Origin of the sequence: Halomonas pelophila (assembly GCF_040196315.1) — a bacterium.
Lineage (GTDB): Bacteria > Pseudomonadota > Gammaproteobacteria > Pseudomonadales > Halomonadaceae > Halomonas > Halomonas pelophila.
Map to the genome: position 1 here is coordinate 115,383 of NZ_JBEGCI010000010.1, position 17,026 is coordinate 132,408.

The 17,026-nt window shown below is 66.3% G+C and carries 13 protein-coding genes; 8 read left to right on the top strand and 5 right to left on the bottom strand.

Annotated features, from left to right (window positions below; all coding sequences use genetic code 11):
* Both ABE957_RS12490 and ABE957_RS12495 read left to right on the top strand, forming a co-directional pair.
* On the top strand, window positions 1-1,672 hold a 1,672-nt coding region (locus ABE957_RS12490; RefSeq protein ID WP_349759015.1), incomplete at its 5' end, for a type I secretion C-terminal target domain-containing protein.
* Window positions 1,673-1,776: 104 nt separating this feature from the next.
* Window positions 1,777-2,115 (top strand): tryptophan synthase subunit beta like protein, encoded by a 339-nt coding sequence (locus ABE957_RS12495; RefSeq protein ID WP_349759016.1) that lies wholly within the window; start codon window positions 1,777-1,779, stop codon window positions 2,113-2,115.
* A 65-nt stretch (window positions 2,116-2,180) separates the two neighbouring features.
* On the opposite strand, the gene ABE957_RS12500 is transcribed toward ABE957_RS12495, so the two are convergent.
* The 5 genes from ABE957_RS12500 to ABE957_RS12520 form a co-directional block, all read right to left on the bottom strand.
* The gene (locus ABE957_RS12500) at window positions 2,181-4,097 is read right to left on the bottom strand and encodes an EAL domain-containing protein (RefSeq protein ID WP_349759017.1); all 1,917 of its coding nucleotides are present in this window, start codon (window positions 4,095-4,097) and stop codon (window positions 2,181-2,183) included.
* Window positions 4,098-4,100: 3 nt separating this feature from the next.
* Window positions 4,101-4,817 (bottom strand): transglutaminase-like cysteine peptidase, encoded by a 717-nt coding sequence (locus ABE957_RS12505; protein WP_349759018.1) that lies wholly within the window; start codon window positions 4,815-4,817, stop codon window positions 4,101-4,103.
* Between the two features lie 85 nt (window positions 4,818-4,902).
* Window positions 4,903-6,054 carry a cation diffusion facilitator family transporter gene (locus ABE957_RS12510; protein WP_349759019.1) on the bottom strand — a complete coding sequence of 384 codons (1,152 nt, stop codon included), beginning with the start codon at window positions 6,052-6,054 and terminating at the stop codon, window positions 4,903-4,905.
* Between the two features lie 67 nt (window positions 6,055-6,121).
* Window positions 6,122-7,288, bottom strand: a complete 1,167-nt coding sequence (locus ABE957_RS12515) for a 1-acyl-sn-glycerol-3-phosphate acyltransferase (protein WP_349759020.1) — start codon at window positions 7,286-7,288, stop codon at window positions 6,122-6,124.
* Between the two features lie 26 nt (window positions 7,289-7,314).
* On the bottom strand, window positions 7,315-8,247 hold the full coding sequence (locus ABE957_RS12520; RefSeq protein WP_349759021.1) for a recombination-associated protein RdgC: 933 nt from the start codon (window positions 8,245-8,247) through the stop codon (window positions 7,315-7,317).
* A 177-nt stretch (window positions 8,248-8,424) separates the two neighbouring features.
* Between ABE957_RS12520 and ABE957_RS12525 the strand changes: the two genes are divergently transcribed.
* The 6 genes from ABE957_RS12525 to cmk all read left to right on the top strand — a co-directional run bounded on the left by ABE957_RS12525 (window position 8,425) and on the right by cmk (window position 16,914).
* A complete protein-coding gene (locus ABE957_RS12525) occupies window positions 8,425-8,844 on the top strand; it encodes an acyl-CoA thioesterase (protein WP_349759022.1) in 420 nt (139 codons plus the stop codon).
* Between the two features lie 106 nt (window positions 8,845-8,950).
* Entirely contained in the window at window positions 8,951-11,662 is a 2,712-nt protein-coding gene (gene gyrA / locus ABE957_RS12530; RefSeq protein ID WP_349759023.1) for a DNA gyrase subunit A, read from the top strand.
* Window positions 11,663-11,677: 15 nt separating this feature from the next.
* A complete protein-coding gene (gene serC, locus ABE957_RS12535) occupies window positions 11,678-12,781 on the top strand; it encodes a 3-phosphoserine/phosphohydroxythreonine transaminase (RefSeq protein ID WP_349759024.1) in 1,104 nt (367 codons plus the stop codon).
* Window positions 12,782-12,785: 4 nt separating this feature from the next.
* A complete protein-coding gene (gene pheA / locus ABE957_RS12540) occupies window positions 12,786-13,877 on the top strand; it encodes a prephenate dehydratase (RefSeq protein ID WP_349759025.1) in 1,092 nt (363 codons plus the stop codon).
* A 2-nt stretch (window positions 13,878-13,879) separates the two neighbouring features.
* The gene (locus tag ABE957_RS12545) at window positions 13,880-16,228 is read left to right on the top strand and encodes a bifunctional prephenate dehydrogenase/3-phosphoshikimate 1-carboxyvinyltransferase (RefSeq protein WP_349759026.1); all 2,349 of its coding nucleotides are present in this window, start codon (window positions 13,880-13,882) and stop codon (window positions 16,226-16,228) included.
* A complete protein-coding gene (gene cmk / locus ABE957_RS12550; protein ID WP_349759027.1) occupies window positions 16,225-16,914 on the top strand; it encodes a (d)CMP kinase in 690 nt (229 codons plus the stop codon). The genes ABE957_RS12545 and cmk overlap by 4 nt, the downstream gene beginning before the upstream one ends.
* The last annotated feature ends 112 nt before the right edge of the window (window positions 16,915-17,026 follow it).

Below are 17,026 nucleotides of genomic sequence, written 5' to 3' on the forward strand. Positions count from 1 at the left end.
GCCGACGGCGGATAACAGCACCAATACCATCAACAACGCCGAGAGCTTCGGCTACACGGTGACCGACGCCAACGGCAACAGCAGCACTGGTACGCTGACCGTCGACATCATCGATGACGTGCCAGTTATCAATTCCGTGATGGATGCTGTGTTGAGCAGTGCGAATAGAGCCGCTTTCAGTGGCTTGTACAGTGCTGACTTTGGTGCAGACGGGCTTGATTACATGTCAGCAGTGCTTGGTAGCAGCGGCTACTTTAGTGGAGAGATGGTTAGCTTTGAGAAAAGTGAGCCTGATGAAAACGGCATGGTGAAAGTTGGTGTAGTATCAGGTTCCGGAGTTGATGCAGTTTTTGAGTTTGGCTTCTACTACACAAGCATCACCAATGCTGTCTCTGAAGGTGGCGATGGAAGCACGGTTATCAGCGCTTTTAGTGATCCCGTTGATCCGGATGGCTCGTCATTTTTCAAATTAACGGTTAATGCGGATGGTACCTACACCTTTGACCTTGTATCGGTTCAGGTGCTGTCAACAAGAACGGCTACTGGGGGGGATTTCACGGCTGAAGGTCCCACTGGTTTTAAAGCTCTTCCGGATGGGACACTGAAGATTTTGGGTTTCGATGGAGACGAAGCTGCCGTAGTCAACGCTTCAAATATTGGTATTGGTGTTGACCAGACCACTATTAGCGAGGGTGAGCGGTTGAGGCTCGAATTTACAAATCCTCAGACCCAAATTGATGTCAGAACTGTACAGTGGGGCGGCAGTGGAACTGTCGAGATTAGTGTCACAGTCGATGGGGATGTGTTCGACTTTGACCCCGCTGGTGGAATTCAAAATCTTACCTTTGGTAAGCCTGATATTGATCCCCATATCGTCGTGATAGTGGATGCCGACAAAGCCGGCAGTTGGGAGTATGTTGAAGCCGATGCAGCTTACACACTCTATGTGGCTGAGAGTTTCAATACGGTCGACATAAAGAATGTTGAGTTTGATCAAGGTAAAGGTGGTGTAAAGTTTGGTATAAACAACATAGTCTTTGATGGCGAGGTTACGGTTGAGGACCTTGCGCTAAACTTCAATCTCTCAGCAACCGATGGGGATGGGGATGTTTTTGAGCTTGAAGATAGCCTCACTATCGGGATGGTTGAGGAAAGTGTGGATGTCGATGCTAGCCTGGTGGACGGTGTAGATAATAATGAAGGTGTCGTATTGGTCGGTAATGGCGAAAATGATAACCTGATTGGAGGGGATGGAGACGACATCCTCATTGGAGGGCATGGCGACGATACCTTTTCCGGCTTTGCAGGCGCCGATACCTTCGCCTGGCAGTTCGGCGATGGCGGCGATCAGGGCCAGCCGGGATCTCCGGCCACGGATCTTGTGACCGACTTCAACCTCAACGAGGTCGATGAAGGGGACGTCCTTCAGTTGAGTGATCTGCTCCAGGGATCTGAAACTGCATCGGCGGACTTCGCAAACTACCTGCATGCCGTCGACGACGGCCAGGGCAATACACTGCTGCATGTCAGCACTAGTGGTGCTTTCGGAGATGGTTTCAGCTCGGCTGAGTCGGATCAGATTATTGCCTTGAATGGTGTCAGCATGGAGGGTGCCAACTCGACTGCGTTCATCCAGTCACTGATCACCGACGGCCAGCTCGACATCGAGTAACCGTCCACCACCCGACTCCAGCGCCCGGCATTGGCCGGGCGCTGGCTTTTCTCCTCGCGCCGCGGCCGCTTGGCCAGCCGTGAGTTTCTCCAAGGAGTCTGTCCATGTACATCAAGCGCGATAGTGACGATCGTATCGAGCTGGTCAGTCGGGAGGAGACGCCGGAATGTCCGGAGTACCTATCGGCGGAGTCGCCGGAGCTGCTCGCCTTTTTGATGGAGGGCGAGGTCGGCAAGAGCGCGGCGCGTTTTCAGGCCTCGGACCTCGCCTTCGTGCGGGTGCTCGAGGACGTGATCGAGCTGCTGATGGACAAGGGGGTGATCAGCTTCACCGACCTGCCGGAACCGGCTCAGGAGAAGGTGATGGAGCGCCAGACCCTGCGGCGCCGGCTCAATGGTCTGCAGCTGGTGACCAGCAGTGATGACGAGAGCGGCATAATTTAGCCCGGTATCTGTCGTCCAGGGTTCATCAGGGCCGGCGTCCTCGCGGACGCCGGCCCTTGTCGTGGTCAGTCCGCCGGCTTCTCGTGCTGGCGAATGCCAGGCCCCGTGGCGCCATCCAGGCCCAGCTCGAAGAGCACGCGGGCCTCTTCCCGGTTCTCGACGCCTTCGCCGATGGCCAGGATACCCAGTGAATGGCAGAGCGTGGCCATGCCGCGCAGGATGGTCTGCTGTTCGGCGACCCGATCGATGCCCCTGACCAGGGTCCGGTCGAGCTTGAGATAGGCGAGCCCCAGGTCCTGCAAGTCGGCGATCCGGGTGAAGGAGGCGCCCACGTGCTCCAGGCCGAGCCGGCAGCCCAGCGGCTGCAGGGCCTGGCACAGGCTGCGAAAGCTCGTCAGGTCGTGGATGGCCATGGCTTCGGGAAGCTCCAGCCACAGCAGTTCGGCGACGTCGGGGCGTGCCTTGAGTCGTGACTGCAGCTCCATGACGAAGTGGGCATCCTGGATCGACGCCGCCGACAGGTTGATGCCAAGCGGCTTGCCGCGCTGGGTGATATCGCGAAAGGCCTCATCGATCACCGCTAGGTCGAGCTGGCTATCGAGCCCCAGTCGCGAGATCCACGGCATGAAGACCCCGGCGGGCTGCCATTCGCTGGCGAGGCGCAGGCGTGATGGGCACTCGAAGTGCAGCAGTTCGCCCGTCGCGTCCAGTACCGGGTAGTGGGCCAGGTAGACGCCCTTGGCCATGGCCACCTGCAGGGCGCGGCGCCATTCGTCGTGGCTGGTGAAGAGGCTACGCCGCTGTGGGCCCTCGGCGATCATCAGCCCCTCATCGCTGCGCGTTTCGGCCGCCGACAGGGTGCCGTCGAGGCTGGCCAGCAGCATGCCGCGCTGATCGCCCTGGGCATAGTCGATCAGCGCGCCGGGCAGGCCCACTGGGGTCCGGCCGTGTTCGCGCATCGCGGCGAGGCGCCTGCCGAGATCATGGCGCAGGTGTTCCAGGTCGATCTTTCCGGGCAGCAGCATGACGAAGTCGCTGCCGTTGAGCCGGCCCACGATGCCGCCGCCGTGAGCCTGGCCGAACTGCTCCAGGCCATGGGCCACGTCGTGGAGCAGGGCGTCGGTCTCGGCGCGACCCAGCCGCTCGTTGATCTCGGTCAGGTGGGCCAGTCGCACCAGGGCGAGGGCGCCGCTGGCTCGCGCGTCCTGGCTGTCCAGGTGGATCTGCAGCTGTGAGAGAAACGGTTCCCGCTCCAGCACGCCGGTGATCGGGTCATGCTGCAGCTGCTGTCGCAGCCGGTCGAGCTTCTTGCTCTCCTCGCTGAGCATGTTGCGCACCGCGCCGGAGAGGTGGTTCATGGCCTCCACCACCTCGCGCAGCTCTCGAGTACGCGGCGCGGGGATGGTGGTGAAGCGGCGCTCGCCGATGTGCTGGGCCTGCTCGACCACGGCGCCCAGCGGGCGGCGGATCTGGCGTACGATCCACCAGGCGAGCAGCAGGCTGATCGCTGCGGCGAGGCCGAACCAGCCCACGAGGTTGAGGGTGCTCTGCCACAGCGAGCGGTAGGCGAAACTGTGCTGGCTTTCCAGCACCAGGGTGCCGAGCTGCCGCCAGCCATCCTGGACCACGGCGCGGCCGGGCGGGACCTCGATGTGCACCAGGTCGACGAACCAGGCTGGCACGTCCCTGATGGCATCACCCCCGAGGCGCTGCTCGATGATCTCGCCCTCCGGGGAGCGCAGCTCCACCCGCCGGTAGTGCCCGGTGTCGAACTGGGCCGAGACCAGTAGCTCCAGGGTGACCGGGTCCTTGGGCATCTGGCTCATCGTCAGCGCCAGGGCGCTGGCGTTGTCGGCGTTCTTGATCAGCACTTCCTGTTCGATGTAGGCCCGGCTGGCGGTGACCCCGATGAACAGGCTGCCCCCGAAGGCGAGCAGCAGCAGTACCACGACGATCAGCCAGAGCTGCTTGATGAGTGACATGTCCTACTCCCCTTGAATGAATCCCTGCTGCTGCATGCGATCGATCACGCGGCGCCAGCGCGATAGCCGGGCCACCGGGTCGGCGCGGGACTGAGACGAGCCGGCGGCCCACAGGCCGCGGCCGTTGAAGCTGAACAGCGGATCGAGGTCGGTGCGCTGCGAGCCCCGGGTGATCGAGGGCACCAGGTTGTCCAGCACCAGCGGGTCCGCCGCGGGCCTCTCGTAGTAGCCCAGCACCATGTGCGCCTGGGTGATGCTGCTGCGGCCGATACGCGCGCGCACGTAGATCAGGCGCAGCTCGTCCTCCGAAACGTCGAGCTCCTTGAGGGTGACGTACTTGGCGATGGTGAAGTCCTCGCAGTCGCCCTCACCGCGCCCCAGGGTCTCCAGCGGCGTGGCCCAGAAGTCCTCCTGTCGCCAGATGTCGATATCGTCGAGCCAGCGAACGCGCCGGTTGAAGAAGTCGTTGACCCCGCGCAGCCGTGCCTCCAGGTCGGCCGGGCGCAGCCGCTCGAGCAGGGCAAACCACTCCTCGAGGACCGCGACCCCCTGCGCGCCGTACTCCGCCTGCATGGAGCGGCGCAGGCGCTGCGGCGAGAGGCTGGCCGCGACCGGCGACGGACCAAGCCCCAGGCCGGCGAGCAGCCACAGGCCGCCGAGCCCCGCCAGCAAACGGCGACGCCCGGGCGAGTCGAGTGTCCGGTGTGACGGGGGAAGCATGGAGTCGGCCTGAATGAGCACTTGCTCAAGTTTAGGGGGCACAGACACCTAATGCGAGCGGGGGAGCCGCCAGGCGGCGTCGGGCTTACCCCTTGCCGGGCCCGAGCCAGACCCGCAGGCGCCCGACCCAGTCGAGCCGGCGGGCGGCCTGGCGCAGCGAATGCGCCGCCGCGTCGAGATCCTGCCCCGGTGGCAGGGCGTTGACGTAGAGCGAGACGTCGACCTGATTGTCCAGGTAGTGCAGATCCAGATCGACGCGGGCATGCCAGATCGGCAGGTCGTGCCAGGCCTGGTCGAGCACGCCCTCGACGTCGGCACGCAGCGGCGGGCCTGGGCGCAGGCTGTGTTCGGTTTCACCCGAATCGTCCTCGGGATCGATATGGAAGGTCACGTCGTGCAGGTTGGGGAAGGTCTCGCGCAGTCGGCGGCTGGCCTCGTTGCCGATCTCGTGCGCCTCGGACACCGTGACGCGCGGGGGCACCACGATATGCAGGTCGAGCAGGATATCGCTGCCCAGCTTGCGGGCGCGCAGGTCATGCACGCTGCGCACCCCCGAGACCTCCTCGGCCGCACGCTGCATGGCGTCGCGCTCCTCGGCCGGCAGGGCGGTGTCGATCAGCTCCCGGCCGGACTCCCACAGCAGCCGTCCGCCGACCTGGCCGACCATGACGCCCACCACGATGGCGGCAAGGGCGTCCATCCAGCCCACGCCGACCTGGGCCGCCACCAGGCCGACCAGCACCACCACGGTGGAGAGCGCGTCGGAGCGTGAGTGCCAGGCATTGGCCTCGAGCAGCCGCGAATTGACTCGCCGCGCGACCCGCATGGTGTAGCGGAAGATCCACTCCTTGGCGAGCAGCGCGATCCCGGCGATGCCGATGGCCCAGAATCCCGGGGCGGGGATCGGTTCTCCCTCGAGGAGACGGCCGATGCTCGCCCAGGCGATGCCGCCGGCGACGAAGATCAGCACGCTGCCGAGCCACAGGGTCGCCAGGGTCTCGATGCGGCCGTGGCCGTAGGGGTGGTTGCTGTCGGGCTCCTGGCGGCCGAAGTGCGTGGCGGCGACCACGAAGAGGTCGGTCAGGATATCCGAGAAGGAGTGGATGCCGTCGGCCACCAGTGCCGCCGAGCCCACCATGACGCCGGCGATCATCTTGGCCACGCCGACGGCGAAGTCGATGAGGGCGCCGATCAGCGTGACCCGGTGCGCCTCGCGGGTCTGGGCGGCGCGATCCATCGCGCCGCTGTGTCTGGCCGTCGTCTGGTCGTTCGCGTCAGATGCCTTGCCGATCATGCCGAGGGTCTCACTGGCAGCGTCCGGCCTTGTTGAGCACCGGATTGGCGTACTGGGTCAGCCACCAGTGACGCAGCTCCTCGGGCACCGTCTGCAGTCGCGCCTGGAAGCGCGCGCGGTCGGCGTCACTGATCTCGCTCACCGCCAGCAGCTCCGACGCCTCGCCCAGCGCTTCCAGGGCCAGGTAGTGGCTGGGGAAGAGGCGGTAGCCGGCGAGCACCTGGCGGTCGACCTCGGCGGCTACCTCCTCGGGGCCCGCGAGATCGGCACTGAGCGGCGTGCCGAAGGTGAGCTGCACGCGGCCCTTGTGGCCGGTGATGCCGGCGACGATGGAGCTGATGTCCTCGAACTCGCTCTTCTCGTAGTTGCCGCTGTCCTCTAGGGCCTGCAGCTCGCGGGCCTTCTGCAGGTCGCAGGGGTCGTACTCGTAGCTGATCGACACGGGCACCAGACGCAGCTCGGCGACGGCCTCGCCGATGCCGGCCTGGCGATCCTCGCCGCGCCGCGCCATGGTCAGCATCTTGATGATCGCCGGATCGGTGCGGTCGATGCCGTCCTTGGCGCGCCCCTCGCGCTGGGCCATCCAGATCGAGTGGTTGTCCTCGAGGATGGAGTGGCGGATATAGGCGGAGAGCTGCTGGTAGGCGGCCAGCATGGCGCGCTTGCCCCGGGCGCTGCGCGGCACGATGAAGCTCTTGTTGAGTCGCATCAGGTCGTTGACGTAGGGCTTCTTGAGCAGGTTGTCGCCGATGGCGATGCGCACGGTGTCGCGCCCGGCCAGATAGAGCGCATAGTTCACGAAGGCCGGGTCCATCGAGATATCGCGATGGTTGCCGATGAACAGATACGCGCTGTTCGGGTCCAGCTGCTCCAGCCCCTCCACCCGAAAGTCGTCGGTGGAGTTCCTGAGCATGCGCTGCATGTAGCTGGCGATGCGCATCTGGAAGTCGTACACGCTGGTCACGCCGCGGGTCTCGCGGCGGATGGCGAAGCTCGCCAGGGTCCGCGAGAGCCTCGGCATGATGCGGGCCAGGCGCGGCAGCCGATAGCGGGTCAGGGCGTCCAGCAGTTCGCCGTCGTGGACGAGGCGCTCGAGCACCTCGGCCACCTCGTCGTCCTGATAGGGGCGAATCTCGGCCCAGGGGTCGGCTGCGGGGGTGTCTTGTGTCTCGGTCATGTGTTCCAGGCTGTGGTCGTGGGCGATCAGGCGCTCGGGGCGTCGCCGGCGCTGCCGGCCTCGCCACCCAGCCACTCGATCAGGCGCTCGATGTTCTCGGCCAGCGCCTGTGTCATCAGGATGAAGTCGGTCTCCAGCCGCACCAGGGCGTCATCGCCGTCGTCGGTCTGGGAGGCCTCGTCGATGAGGGCGTCGTCGAAACGCAGCGACTTGATCGCCAGGTCGTCATGCAGCACGAAGCTTAACCGTCCCTCGATCGACAGGGCCAGCTTGCTGGCCTGGCGGCCGCTCTCCAGCAGCTGCTGGATCTCGTCGCTGTCCAGGTCGACCTGGCGGGCGCGCAGCACGCCGTCGTCACCCTTGGCCTTCAGCTCCACCTGGTCGCCAAGCACCAGGTCGGCCGGCCGCGAGCCGGGGTCGCCGAGCCAGGTGGTCATGGCGCGCATGGGCAGCGTCTGGCTGGCAAGCGGCGTCACCTTGAGGCTGCCCAGGGTCTCGCGCAGCAGGTCGAGGAGCTCCTCGGCACGGGTGCGCGAGCTTGAGTTGATGGCGATCAGCTGGCGGCGGCTGTCCCACCACAGATCGACCTTCTGGCTGCGCACGAAGGCGCGGGGCAGCAGGTCTTCGTAGACCTGCTCCTTGATCGTGAGCTTCTCCTGGCGACGCAGCTTGCGGCCCTCGCTGGCCTCGATCGCCTCGCTGCGCTCCTCGACCTCCTCGCGGACCACCGAGGCGGGCAGGATGCGCTCCTGGCGCAGCGCGGTGATCAGCCGCTGACCCTGCAGCTCGTGGAGCAGCTGCGTCCCGGCGCGCCCGGCCGGCGCGCACCAGCCCAGGCGGCGTGCCTCGCTGCCGCCCAGCGGACGAAAGGCCTGCTCGTCGAGGGCGGTTTCCAGGCTGGCGGCATCCAGCTCAGGGGCGTCGTGCAGGCGGTAGAGATGCAAGTGCTTGAACCACATGGCGCATTTCCCGGGAGCAAAGGGGGCATATTATGGCCAAAGGGCGGCGTGGGTGCCAGCGCCCGAAGCCATCGCCGACGCGGCAGGTTCAAACGATGGTTTGAATGCCGGCGCCCCGGCTGGCTAGAATCGACGTTTTGCCCGCCGTTCAACTTTCCCAGCCCAGGAGCCGTCTGCATGGATTCTCGCCTCTCTCGAACCACCCTGCGCGTCAGGGGCTATCACCTCGATGGCTATGGCCACGTCAACAATGCGCGCTATCTGGAGTTCCTGGAGGAAGGTCGCTGGGCCTACTTCGATGAGCGGCCTCGCCTGGCGGCCTTCCTGTCCCGCGGGGATCTGGCCTTCGTCGCGGTCAACCTCAACATCGACTATCGGCGAGCCGCCGTGGCCGGCGATGACCTGGAGGTGCTGACCCGGCTCTCCGAGATCGGCTCGCGTCGTGCCCGCATTCACCAGGAGATCGGCCGCGTCAGCGATGGCAAGGTGGTGGCCAGTGCCGACATCACCTTCGTGCTGCTCGATGTGGCGACCGGCAGGGCGGTGACGATCGACGGCGAGATCCGTGAGGCCATGGCGCAGCTGGTGCTTGCCTAGCTCCCTTATCAGCATCCGGGATGGTATGATGTAAGGCTGTTATTGCGCGCCATGTCACGGCCACGTGACGCGCCAACCTGTTGCAGTGCAAAGGATTCGACGACCCATGGGTGACATCGCCAGAGAGATTCTGCCAGTCAATATCGAGGACGAGCTCAAGCAGTCGTACCTCGATTACGCGATGAGCGTGATCATCGGCCGTGCGCTGCCTGACGTGCGCGATGGCTTGAAGCCGGTGCATCGGCGCGTGCTGTTCGCCATGCACGAGCTCGGCAACGACTGGAACAAGCCGTACAAGAAGTCCGCCCGCGTGGTGGGCGATGTCATCGGTAAGTACCATCCCCACGGGGACAGTGCCGTCTACGACACCATCGTGCGCATGGCCCAGGACTTCTCGATGCGCCACGTGCTGGTCGATGGTCAGGGCAACTTCGGTTCCATCGACGGCGACAGCGCCGCCGCCATGCGTTACACCGAGGTGCGCATGGCCAAGCTCTCCCACGAGCTGTTGGCCGACCTCGAGAAGGATACCGTCGACTGGGTCGACAACTACGACGGCACCGAGCGGATTCCCGACGTGCTGCCGACCAAGGTGCCCAACCTGCTGATCAACGGCTCCTCGGGCATCGCGGTGGGCATGGCGACCAACATCCCGCCCCACAACATGGGCGAGATCATCAACGCCTGCCTGGCGCTGATCGACGACTACACCCTGAGCGTCGACGACCTGATCGAGCATGTCCCCGGTCCGGACTTCCCTACCGGGGGCATCATCAACGGCCGCGCCGGCATCCTCGAGGCCTACCGCACGGGCCGCGGGCGCATCTACGTGCGTGCCTGTCACACCATCGAGCATGACGACAAGACCGGTCGCGATCACATCATCGTCAGCGAGCTGCCCTATCAGGTGAACAAGGCGCGGCTGATCGAAAAGATCGCCGAGCTGGTGAAGGACAAGAAGATCGAGGGCATCGCCGAACTGCGCGACGAGTCCGACAAGGACGGCCTGCGGGTGGTGATCGAGGTCAAGCGCGGCGAGTCGGGCGAGGTGGTAGTCAACAACCTCTTCGCCCAGACCCAGCTGCAGACCGTCTTCGGCATCAACATGGTCGCCATCGAGGATGGCCAGCCGAAGATCATGAACCTCAAGCAGATTCTCGAGGCCTTCATTCGTCACCGCCGCGAGGTGGTGACCCGGCGCACGCTGTTCGAGCTCAAGAAGGCGCGCGAACGCGGCCACATTCTCGAGGGCCTGGCGGTCGCCATCTCCAACATCGACGAGGTGATCGAGCTGATCAAGTCCTCGCCGAACGCCTCTGAGGCCAAGGAGAAGCTGCTGGCCGCCACCTGGCAGCCGGGGCAGGTCACCGAGATGCTCGAGAGGGCCGGTGCTACCTCGTGCAAGCCCGAGGATCTGGAAGAGGGCTTCGGCCTCAGTCAGACCGGTAGCGACTACCGCCTGTCGCCGGCTCAGGCCCAGGCGATCCTCGAGCTGCGCCTGCACCGCCTGACCGGGCTCGAGACCGAGAAGCTTCTCGACGAGTATCTCTCGATCCTCGAGAAGATCGCCGAGCTCACCGCCATCCTGGCCTCTGCCGATCGCCTGCTCGAGGTGATCCGCGAGGAGCTCACCGCGGTGCGCGACCAGTTCGGCGATCCGCGCAAGACCGAGATCCAGGCCAGCCATCTGGACCTGCGCCTCGAGGATCTGATCGCCGAGGAGGACATGGTAGTCACCGTGTCCCGCACCGGCTATGCCAAGACCCAGCCCCTCTCCGACTACCAGGCCCAGCGCCGTGGCGGTCGCGGCAAGTCGGCCACGGCCATGAAGGATGAGGACGTCATCGAGCACCTGCTGGTGGCCTCGACCCACGACACCGTGCTGCTGTTCTCCAATCGCGGCAAGGTCTACTGGCTCAAGGTCTACGAGATGCCGGTGGCCAGTCGCGGCTCGCGTGGCAAGCCGCTGGTCAACCTGCTGCCGCTGGACGAGGGCGAGGCGATCAACGCCATCCTGCCGGTGCGCGACTATGACGCGCAGAGCTATATCCTCTTCGCCACCGCCAAGGGCACGGTCAAGCGCACCAGCCTCGAGCAGTTCTCGCGGCCGCGCAGCGTGGGTCTGATCGCCATCGATCTCGACGAGGACGACCGCCTGGTCGGCGCTGCCATCACCTCGGGCTCCGATCACGTGATGCTGCTGTCGTCCAACGGCAAGGCGATCCGCTTCGAGGAGTCCAACGTGCGCGCAATGGGCCGCACCGCCCGTGGCGTGCGCGGCATGCGCCTGCTCGAGGGTGCGGAGGTGATCAGCCTGATCATCCCGCAGAGCCAGCAGATCGATGCCGAGGCCGATGTCGAGGCCGAAGCGGAGGAGGGTGCCACCGTCGAGGTCGGCAACGGCGGCCAGATCTACATCCTTACCGCCAGCGAGAACGGCTACGGCAAGCGCACCCGTCTCGAGGAGTTCCCGCTGCGCGGCCGCGGCGGCCAGGGCGTGATCGCGATGCAGACCAGTGAACGCAACGGGGCCCTGGTGGCCGCCATGCAGGTCTACTCCGCGGACGAGATGATGTTGATCACCGATCGCGGCACCCTGGTGCGGACCCGCGTCGAGGAGGTCTCCACCACCTCGCGCAATACCCAGGGCGTGATGCTGATCCGCCTCGGCAACGACGAGAAGCTGGTCAAGACCGTGCGCGTCGACGAGCCCGAGGAGACGATAGAGCCGGAGGTCGAGGAAGACGCCGCGTCGATGGGCGACGACGCGCCCTCGACCGGTGACGCGGATGCCGGCGGAGAGACCGGCGAGCAATAAGGACACCCAACGCTGATGACACGTCACTACAACTTCTGCGCCGGTCCGGCGGCCCTGCCGGCCGCCGTGCTGGAGCGTGCCCGCGACGAGATGCTGGACTACCGGGGGCGCGGCCTCTCGGTGATGGAGATGAGCCACCGCTCGCCGGAGTATGTGGCCATCGCCGAGCAGGCCGAGGCCGACCTGCGCGAGCTGCTGGCCATTCCGGATAACTACCGGGTGCTGTTTACCCAGGGGGGCGCCAGCCTGCAGTTCTCTGCGGTGCCCTACAACCTGCTGGGCCACGGCGGGCGCCCCAACTTCCTGCATACGGGGATCTGGGGCAAGAAGGCCATCGCCGAGGCTCGCCACCTGGTCGGCGACGTGCACGTCGCCGCCAGCAGCGAGGGCAACGGCCACAGCGCGGTGCCGCGCCAGGAGGAGATCGTCCTCTCTGAGGACGCCGCCTACCTGCACTACACCGCCAACGAGACCATTGGCGGGCTCGAGTTCGACTATATCCCCGAGGCGCGTCGCCCCGATGGCAGCGAGGTGCCGCTGGTCTGCGACATGTCCTCGAGCATCCTCTCAGGGCCTCTCGATGTCTCGCGGTTCGGGGTGATCTACGCCGGCGCCCAGAAGAACATCGGCCCGGCGGGCCTGGTGGTGGTGATCGTGCGCGACGACCTGCTGGATCGTGCCCGCGCCGACATGCCCTCGCTGCTTGGCTACCGTGCGCTGGCCGAGGCCGGCTCCATGATCAACACCCCGGCGACCTACAGCTGGTATCTGGCCGGGCTGGTCTTCGAGTGGCTGAAGCGCGATATCGGCGGGCTAGCCGCCATGGACGCCCTCAACGCCCGCAAGGCCGCCAAGCTCTACGCGGCGATCGATGCCAGCGCGCTCTACGCCAACCCCATCACGCTTCGCAATCGCTCGCGGATGAACGTGCCCTTCGTGCTGGCCGATCCGAGCCTCGATGCGACCTTCCTGGCCGATGCCGAGGCGGCGGGGCTCTTGAACCTCAAGGGTCATCGCAGCGTCGGTGGCATGCGGGCCAGCCTCTATAACGCCGTGCCCGAGGCCGCCGTCGACGCGCTGATTGCCTTCATGGCCGATTTCGAGAAACGCAGGGGATAACTCCATGACCGAGCCTTCCGTCAGCCTCGAGGCGCTCAGGCAGCGCATCGACACCCTCGACAACGATATCCTGCGCCTGATCAGCGAGCGCGCCGCCTGTGCCCAGGAGGTCGCCGCGATCAAGGCCGAGCATGAGCCCGGCGGCGTCTTCTACCGCCCCGAGCGAGAGGCCCAGGTGTTGCGACGCGTCATGGAGCTCAACCGGGGCCCGCTGGACAGCGAAGAGATGGCGCGGCTGTTCCGCGAGATCATGTCGGCGTGCCTTGCCCTCGAGCGGCCGGTCAAGGTCGCCTACCTGGGGCCGGAGGGCACCTTCACCCAGCAGGCCTCGCTCAAGCACTTCGGCGAGAGCGCGATCAGCCTGCCGATGGCCGCCATCGACGAGGTGTTCCGCGAGGTGGAGGCCGGCGCCGTCAACTACGGCGTGGTGCCGGTGGAGAACTCCACCGAGGGCGTGATCAACCACACCCTCGACTCCTTCATGGACTCCTCGCTGCGCATCTGCGGCGAGGTGGTGCTGCGCATCCACCATCACCTGCTGGTGGGCGAAACCACCCGTCGGGACAAGGTGTCGCGGATCTACTCCCATCCGCAGTCCTTCGCCCAGTGCCGCAAGTGGCTCGACGCCCACTTCCCCCACGCCGAGCGGGTGCCGGTCTCCTCCAACGCCGAGGCGGCGCGCCTGGTCAAGACCGAGTGGCACAGCGCGGCCATCGCCGGTGACATGGCGGCCAAGCTCTACGACCTGTCCAAATTGGCCGAGAAGATCGAGGACCGCCCGGACAACTCGACGCGCTTCCTGATCATCGGCAATCAGGATGTGCCGATCTCCGGCGAGGACAAGACCTCACTGGTGGTGGCGATGCGCAACCAGCCCGGTGCGCTGCACGACCTGCTCGAGCCCTTCCACCGCCACCATATCGACATGACGCGTCTCGAGACCCGTCCGTCGCGTAGCGGTGTGTGGAACTACGTCTTCTTCATCGACTTCAAGGGGCACCGCGAGGAGCCGCAAGTCGCGGCCATGCTCGAAGAGGTCAAGCTGCGGGCCGCCGAAGTGAAGGTGCTGGGCTCCTACCCGGTCGGCGTGCTCTAGGCATGGCGGTGGAGGTGCGCGAAGCGCGGATCCTGATCGTCGGGCTCGGCCTGATCGGCGGCTCGCTGGCTGCCGCCCTGCGTGCCGCCGGTTACGGGGCGGCGAATGATCTTGCGCCGGAGGAGGGCGGTGCCGGCGACATCGGGCCGGAGTCAGGAATTGCCGGCGGCATCGGGCCGGTGACCACAACCGAACTCCTGGCCTGCGACCCCGATGCTGGGGAGATCGCGCGCGGCGTCGAGATGGGGCTGATCGACCGTGGCGACACCCGCCTGGCGCCGCTGATCGAGGGCGTGTCGCTGGTGGTGCTGGCGGTGCCCGTGCTGGCCATGTCCGGCGTGATGCGCGAGCTCGCCGGCTGCCTGCAGCGGGCCGCCCCCGATGTCGTCGTCACCGACGTGGGCAGTGCCAAGGCGGCGATCCGCCGCTCGGCCATCGCCGCCTTCGGACGCATGCCGGCCAACCTGGTGCTGGGCCACCCCATCGCCGGGTCGGAGAAGAGCGGCGTGGCTGCCGCCGACCCCAGCCTCTATGCGCGCCACAAGGTGATCCTCACCCCGGAGCCCGATACCGACCCGGCCGCCACGGCCCGGGTGCGGCGGCTCTGGGAGAGCTGTCATGCCGAGGTGCTGGAGATGGCGGTAGAGCGTCACGACCAGGTGCTGGCCCGTACCAGCCACCTGCCGCACCTGCTGGCCTTTTCGCTGGTCGACACCCTGGCCCGTCAGGACGAGCGGCTGGAGATCTTTCGCTATGCCGCCGGCGGGTTTCGCGACTTCACGCGCATTGCCGGCAGCGACCCGGTGATGTGGCGGGACATCTTCATCGCCAATCGTGACGCGGTGCTCGCCTCCCTGGACGACTTCGAGGCGGGCGTGGCGCGGCTGCGCCGGGCCGTGGAGAGCGGCGACGGCGACGCCATGCTGGCGACCTTCGATCGCGCCAGCCATGCCCGGCACTATTTCGAATCCCTGCTCAACCAGACCAGTTATCAGGCGGAGTATCAGATGCAACAACACGGCAAGCTGCGCTTCCGGGCGAGCCCAGGCGGCAACGTCGCCGGGCGGATTCGCGTGCCCGGCGACAAGTCGATCTCCCATCGCGCCATCATGCTCGGGGCCCTGGCTGAGGGCGTCACCGAGGTCAAGGGCTTCCTCGAGGGCGAGGATAGCCTGGCCACGCTGCAGGCCTTCCGCGAGATGGGCGTGGCCATCGAGGGGCCCCACCAGGGGCGGGTGACCGTGCACGGCGTCGGCATGCACGGCTTGAAGGCGCCCGCCGGCCCGCTCTACGTGGGCAACGCCGGCACCGCCATGCGCCTGTTCGCCGGGCTGTTGGCCGGTCAGGCCTTCGATACCGAGCTCACCGGCGACGCCTCGCTGACCAAGCGGCCCATGGGGCGCGTGGCCGACCCGCTGCGCCTGATGGGAGCCAGGATCGATACCGCCGAGGGCGGGCGTCCGCCGCTGCACATCCACGGTGGAGAGTCCCTCTCGGGCATCACCTACGACATGCCCATGGCCAGCGCCCAGGTGAAGTCGTGCCTGCTGCTTGCCGGGCTCTATGCCGAGGGCGAGACCCGGGTGCGGGAGCCGGCGCCGACCCGCGACCATACCGAGCGGATGCTGGCCGGCTTCGGCTATGCCGTCCAGCGCGAGGGCGACACCTGCTGGCTCCAGGGCGGGGGCACGCTCAGCGCCGCGCCCATCGACGTGCCTTCGGATATCTCCTCGGCGACCTTCTTTCTGGTCGCGGCGGCGATCACGCCGGGCTCGGACCTGGTACTCGAGCATGTCGGCATCAATCCGACTCGCGTCGGCGTGATCAACATCCTGCGGCTGATGGGTGCCGACCTGTGCCTTGAGAACGAGCATGAGGTGGGCGGCGAGCCGGTCGCCGACCTGCATATCCGCTATGCGCCGCTGAAGGGCATCGACATTCCCGTGGATCAGGTGCCGCTCGCCATCGACGAGTTCCCGGCGCTGTTCATCGCTGCGGCCAATGCCCAGGGCACAACGCGACTGCGCGGCGCCGAGGAGCTGCGCGTCAAGGAGTCCGACCGGCTGAAGGCCATGGCCGACGGCCTCGCGACCATCGGCGTCGAGCACGCCCTGCTCGAGGACGGCATCGATATCATCGGCGGTGGCCGCGCGGAAGGGGCCAACTACGGCGGCGGGCGCATCGACAGCCTGGGCGATCATCGCATCGCCATGTCGTTTGCCATCGCGGCCCTGCGCGCCGGGGAGTCGATTGACATCGACGATTGTGCCAACGTCGCCACCTCCTTCCCCGGCTTCATCGACCTGGCGCGTCGCGTCGGGCTGGCCCTCGAGGAGCAGGAGGCGTCATGAGCAGCGCGGCACCGGTACTCACCATCGACGGCCCCGGCGGGGCCGGCAAGGGCACCATCAGTCGCCTGGTCGCCGAGCGCCTGGGCTGGCACCTGCTGGACAGCGGGGCGCTCTATCGCCTGACCGCCCTGGCCGCCGTCAAGCACGAGGTCCCGCTGGACGACGAGGCGCGGCTCGCCGAGGTCGCCCGGGGGCTCGACGTGGTCTTCGTCGCCGAGCCCGAGTCGACCCGCGTGCTGCTGGAGGGCGAGGAGGCCACCTCGACCATTCGCACCGAGCAGGTCGGCGATGCGGCGTCCCGGGTCGCGGCCCTGCCGGCGGTGCGCCAGGCCCTGCTGCAGCGTCAGCACGACTTTCGCCAGGCCCCCGGGCTGGTCGCCGACGGGCGGGACATGGGCACCGTGGTATTCACCGAGGCCCCCCTCAAGATCTTCCTCACCGCCTCGGCCTCCGAGAGGGCCCATCGACGTCAGCGTCAGTTGCAGGAAGCGGGGGTCGATGCTAGTCTATCGAGTCTTTTAAAGGAGATTCAGGCGCGCGATGCACGCGACATGCAGCGCAGCGTGGCCCCGCTCAAGCCGGCCGACGATGCCATTACGCTTGACACCACGCGCCTGACGATACCGGAAGTGGTGGATCGGCTGACGGAACTGCTGACCGAGCGTGGTCTGGCACCCGACACCTGACACTCCCTTGCGGCGTCCCCGGGAAGATGTGATGACGTGGTCCGGCACCTTCATGTGCCGTAAGCCGGGCCAGGTCGAACCAGCGCCAACATCCCCGGGGGCTTGGTAAATA

Bases quoted from the DNA above. Each gene is read 5' to 3' on its own strand.
- ABE957_RS12505 (WP_349759018.1), bottom strand. From the start codon at position 4,817: ATGCTTCCCCCGTCACACCGGACACTCGACTCGCCCGGGCGTCGCCGT.
- ABE957_RS12495 (WP_349759016.1), top strand. From the start codon at position 1,777: ATGTACATCAAGCGCGATAGTGACGATCGTATCGAGCTGGTCAGTCGG.
- pheA (WP_349759025.1), top strand. From the start codon at position 12,786: ATGACCGAGCCTTCCGTCAGCCTCGAGGCGCTCAGGCAGCGCATCGAC.
- ABE957_RS12525 (WP_349759022.1), top strand. From the start codon at position 8,425: ATGGATTCTCGCCTCTCTCGAACCACCCTGCGCGTCAGGGGCTATCAC.
- ABE957_RS12510 (WP_349759019.1), bottom strand. From the start codon at position 6,054: ATGGATCGCGCCGCCCAGACCCGCGAGGCGCACCGGGTCACGCTGATC.
- ABE957_RS12500 (WP_349759017.1), bottom strand. From the start codon at position 4,097: ATGTCACTCATCAAGCAGCTCTGGCTGATCGTCGTGGTACTGCTGCTG.
- cmk (WP_349759027.1), top strand. From the start codon at position 16,225: ATGAGCAGCGCGGCACCGGTACTCACCATCGACGGCCCCGGCGGGGCC.
- serC (WP_349759024.1), top strand. From the start codon at position 11,678: ATGACACGTCACTACAACTTCTGCGCCGGTCCGGCGGCCCTGCCGGCC.
- ABE957_RS12545 (WP_349759026.1), top strand. From the start codon at position 13,880: ATGGCGGTGGAGGTGCGCGAAGCGCGGATCCTGATCGTCGGGCTCGGC.
- ABE957_RS12520 (WP_349759021.1), bottom strand. From the start codon at position 8,247: ATGTGGTTCAAGCACTTGCATCTCTACCGCCTGCACGACGCCCCTGAG.
- gyrA (WP_349759023.1), top strand. From the start codon at position 8,951: ATGGGTGACATCGCCAGAGAGATTCTGCCAGTCAATATCGAGGACGAG.
- ABE957_RS12515 (WP_349759020.1), bottom strand. From the start codon at position 7,288: ATGACCGAGACACAAGACACCCCCGCAGCCGACCCCTGGGCCGAGATT.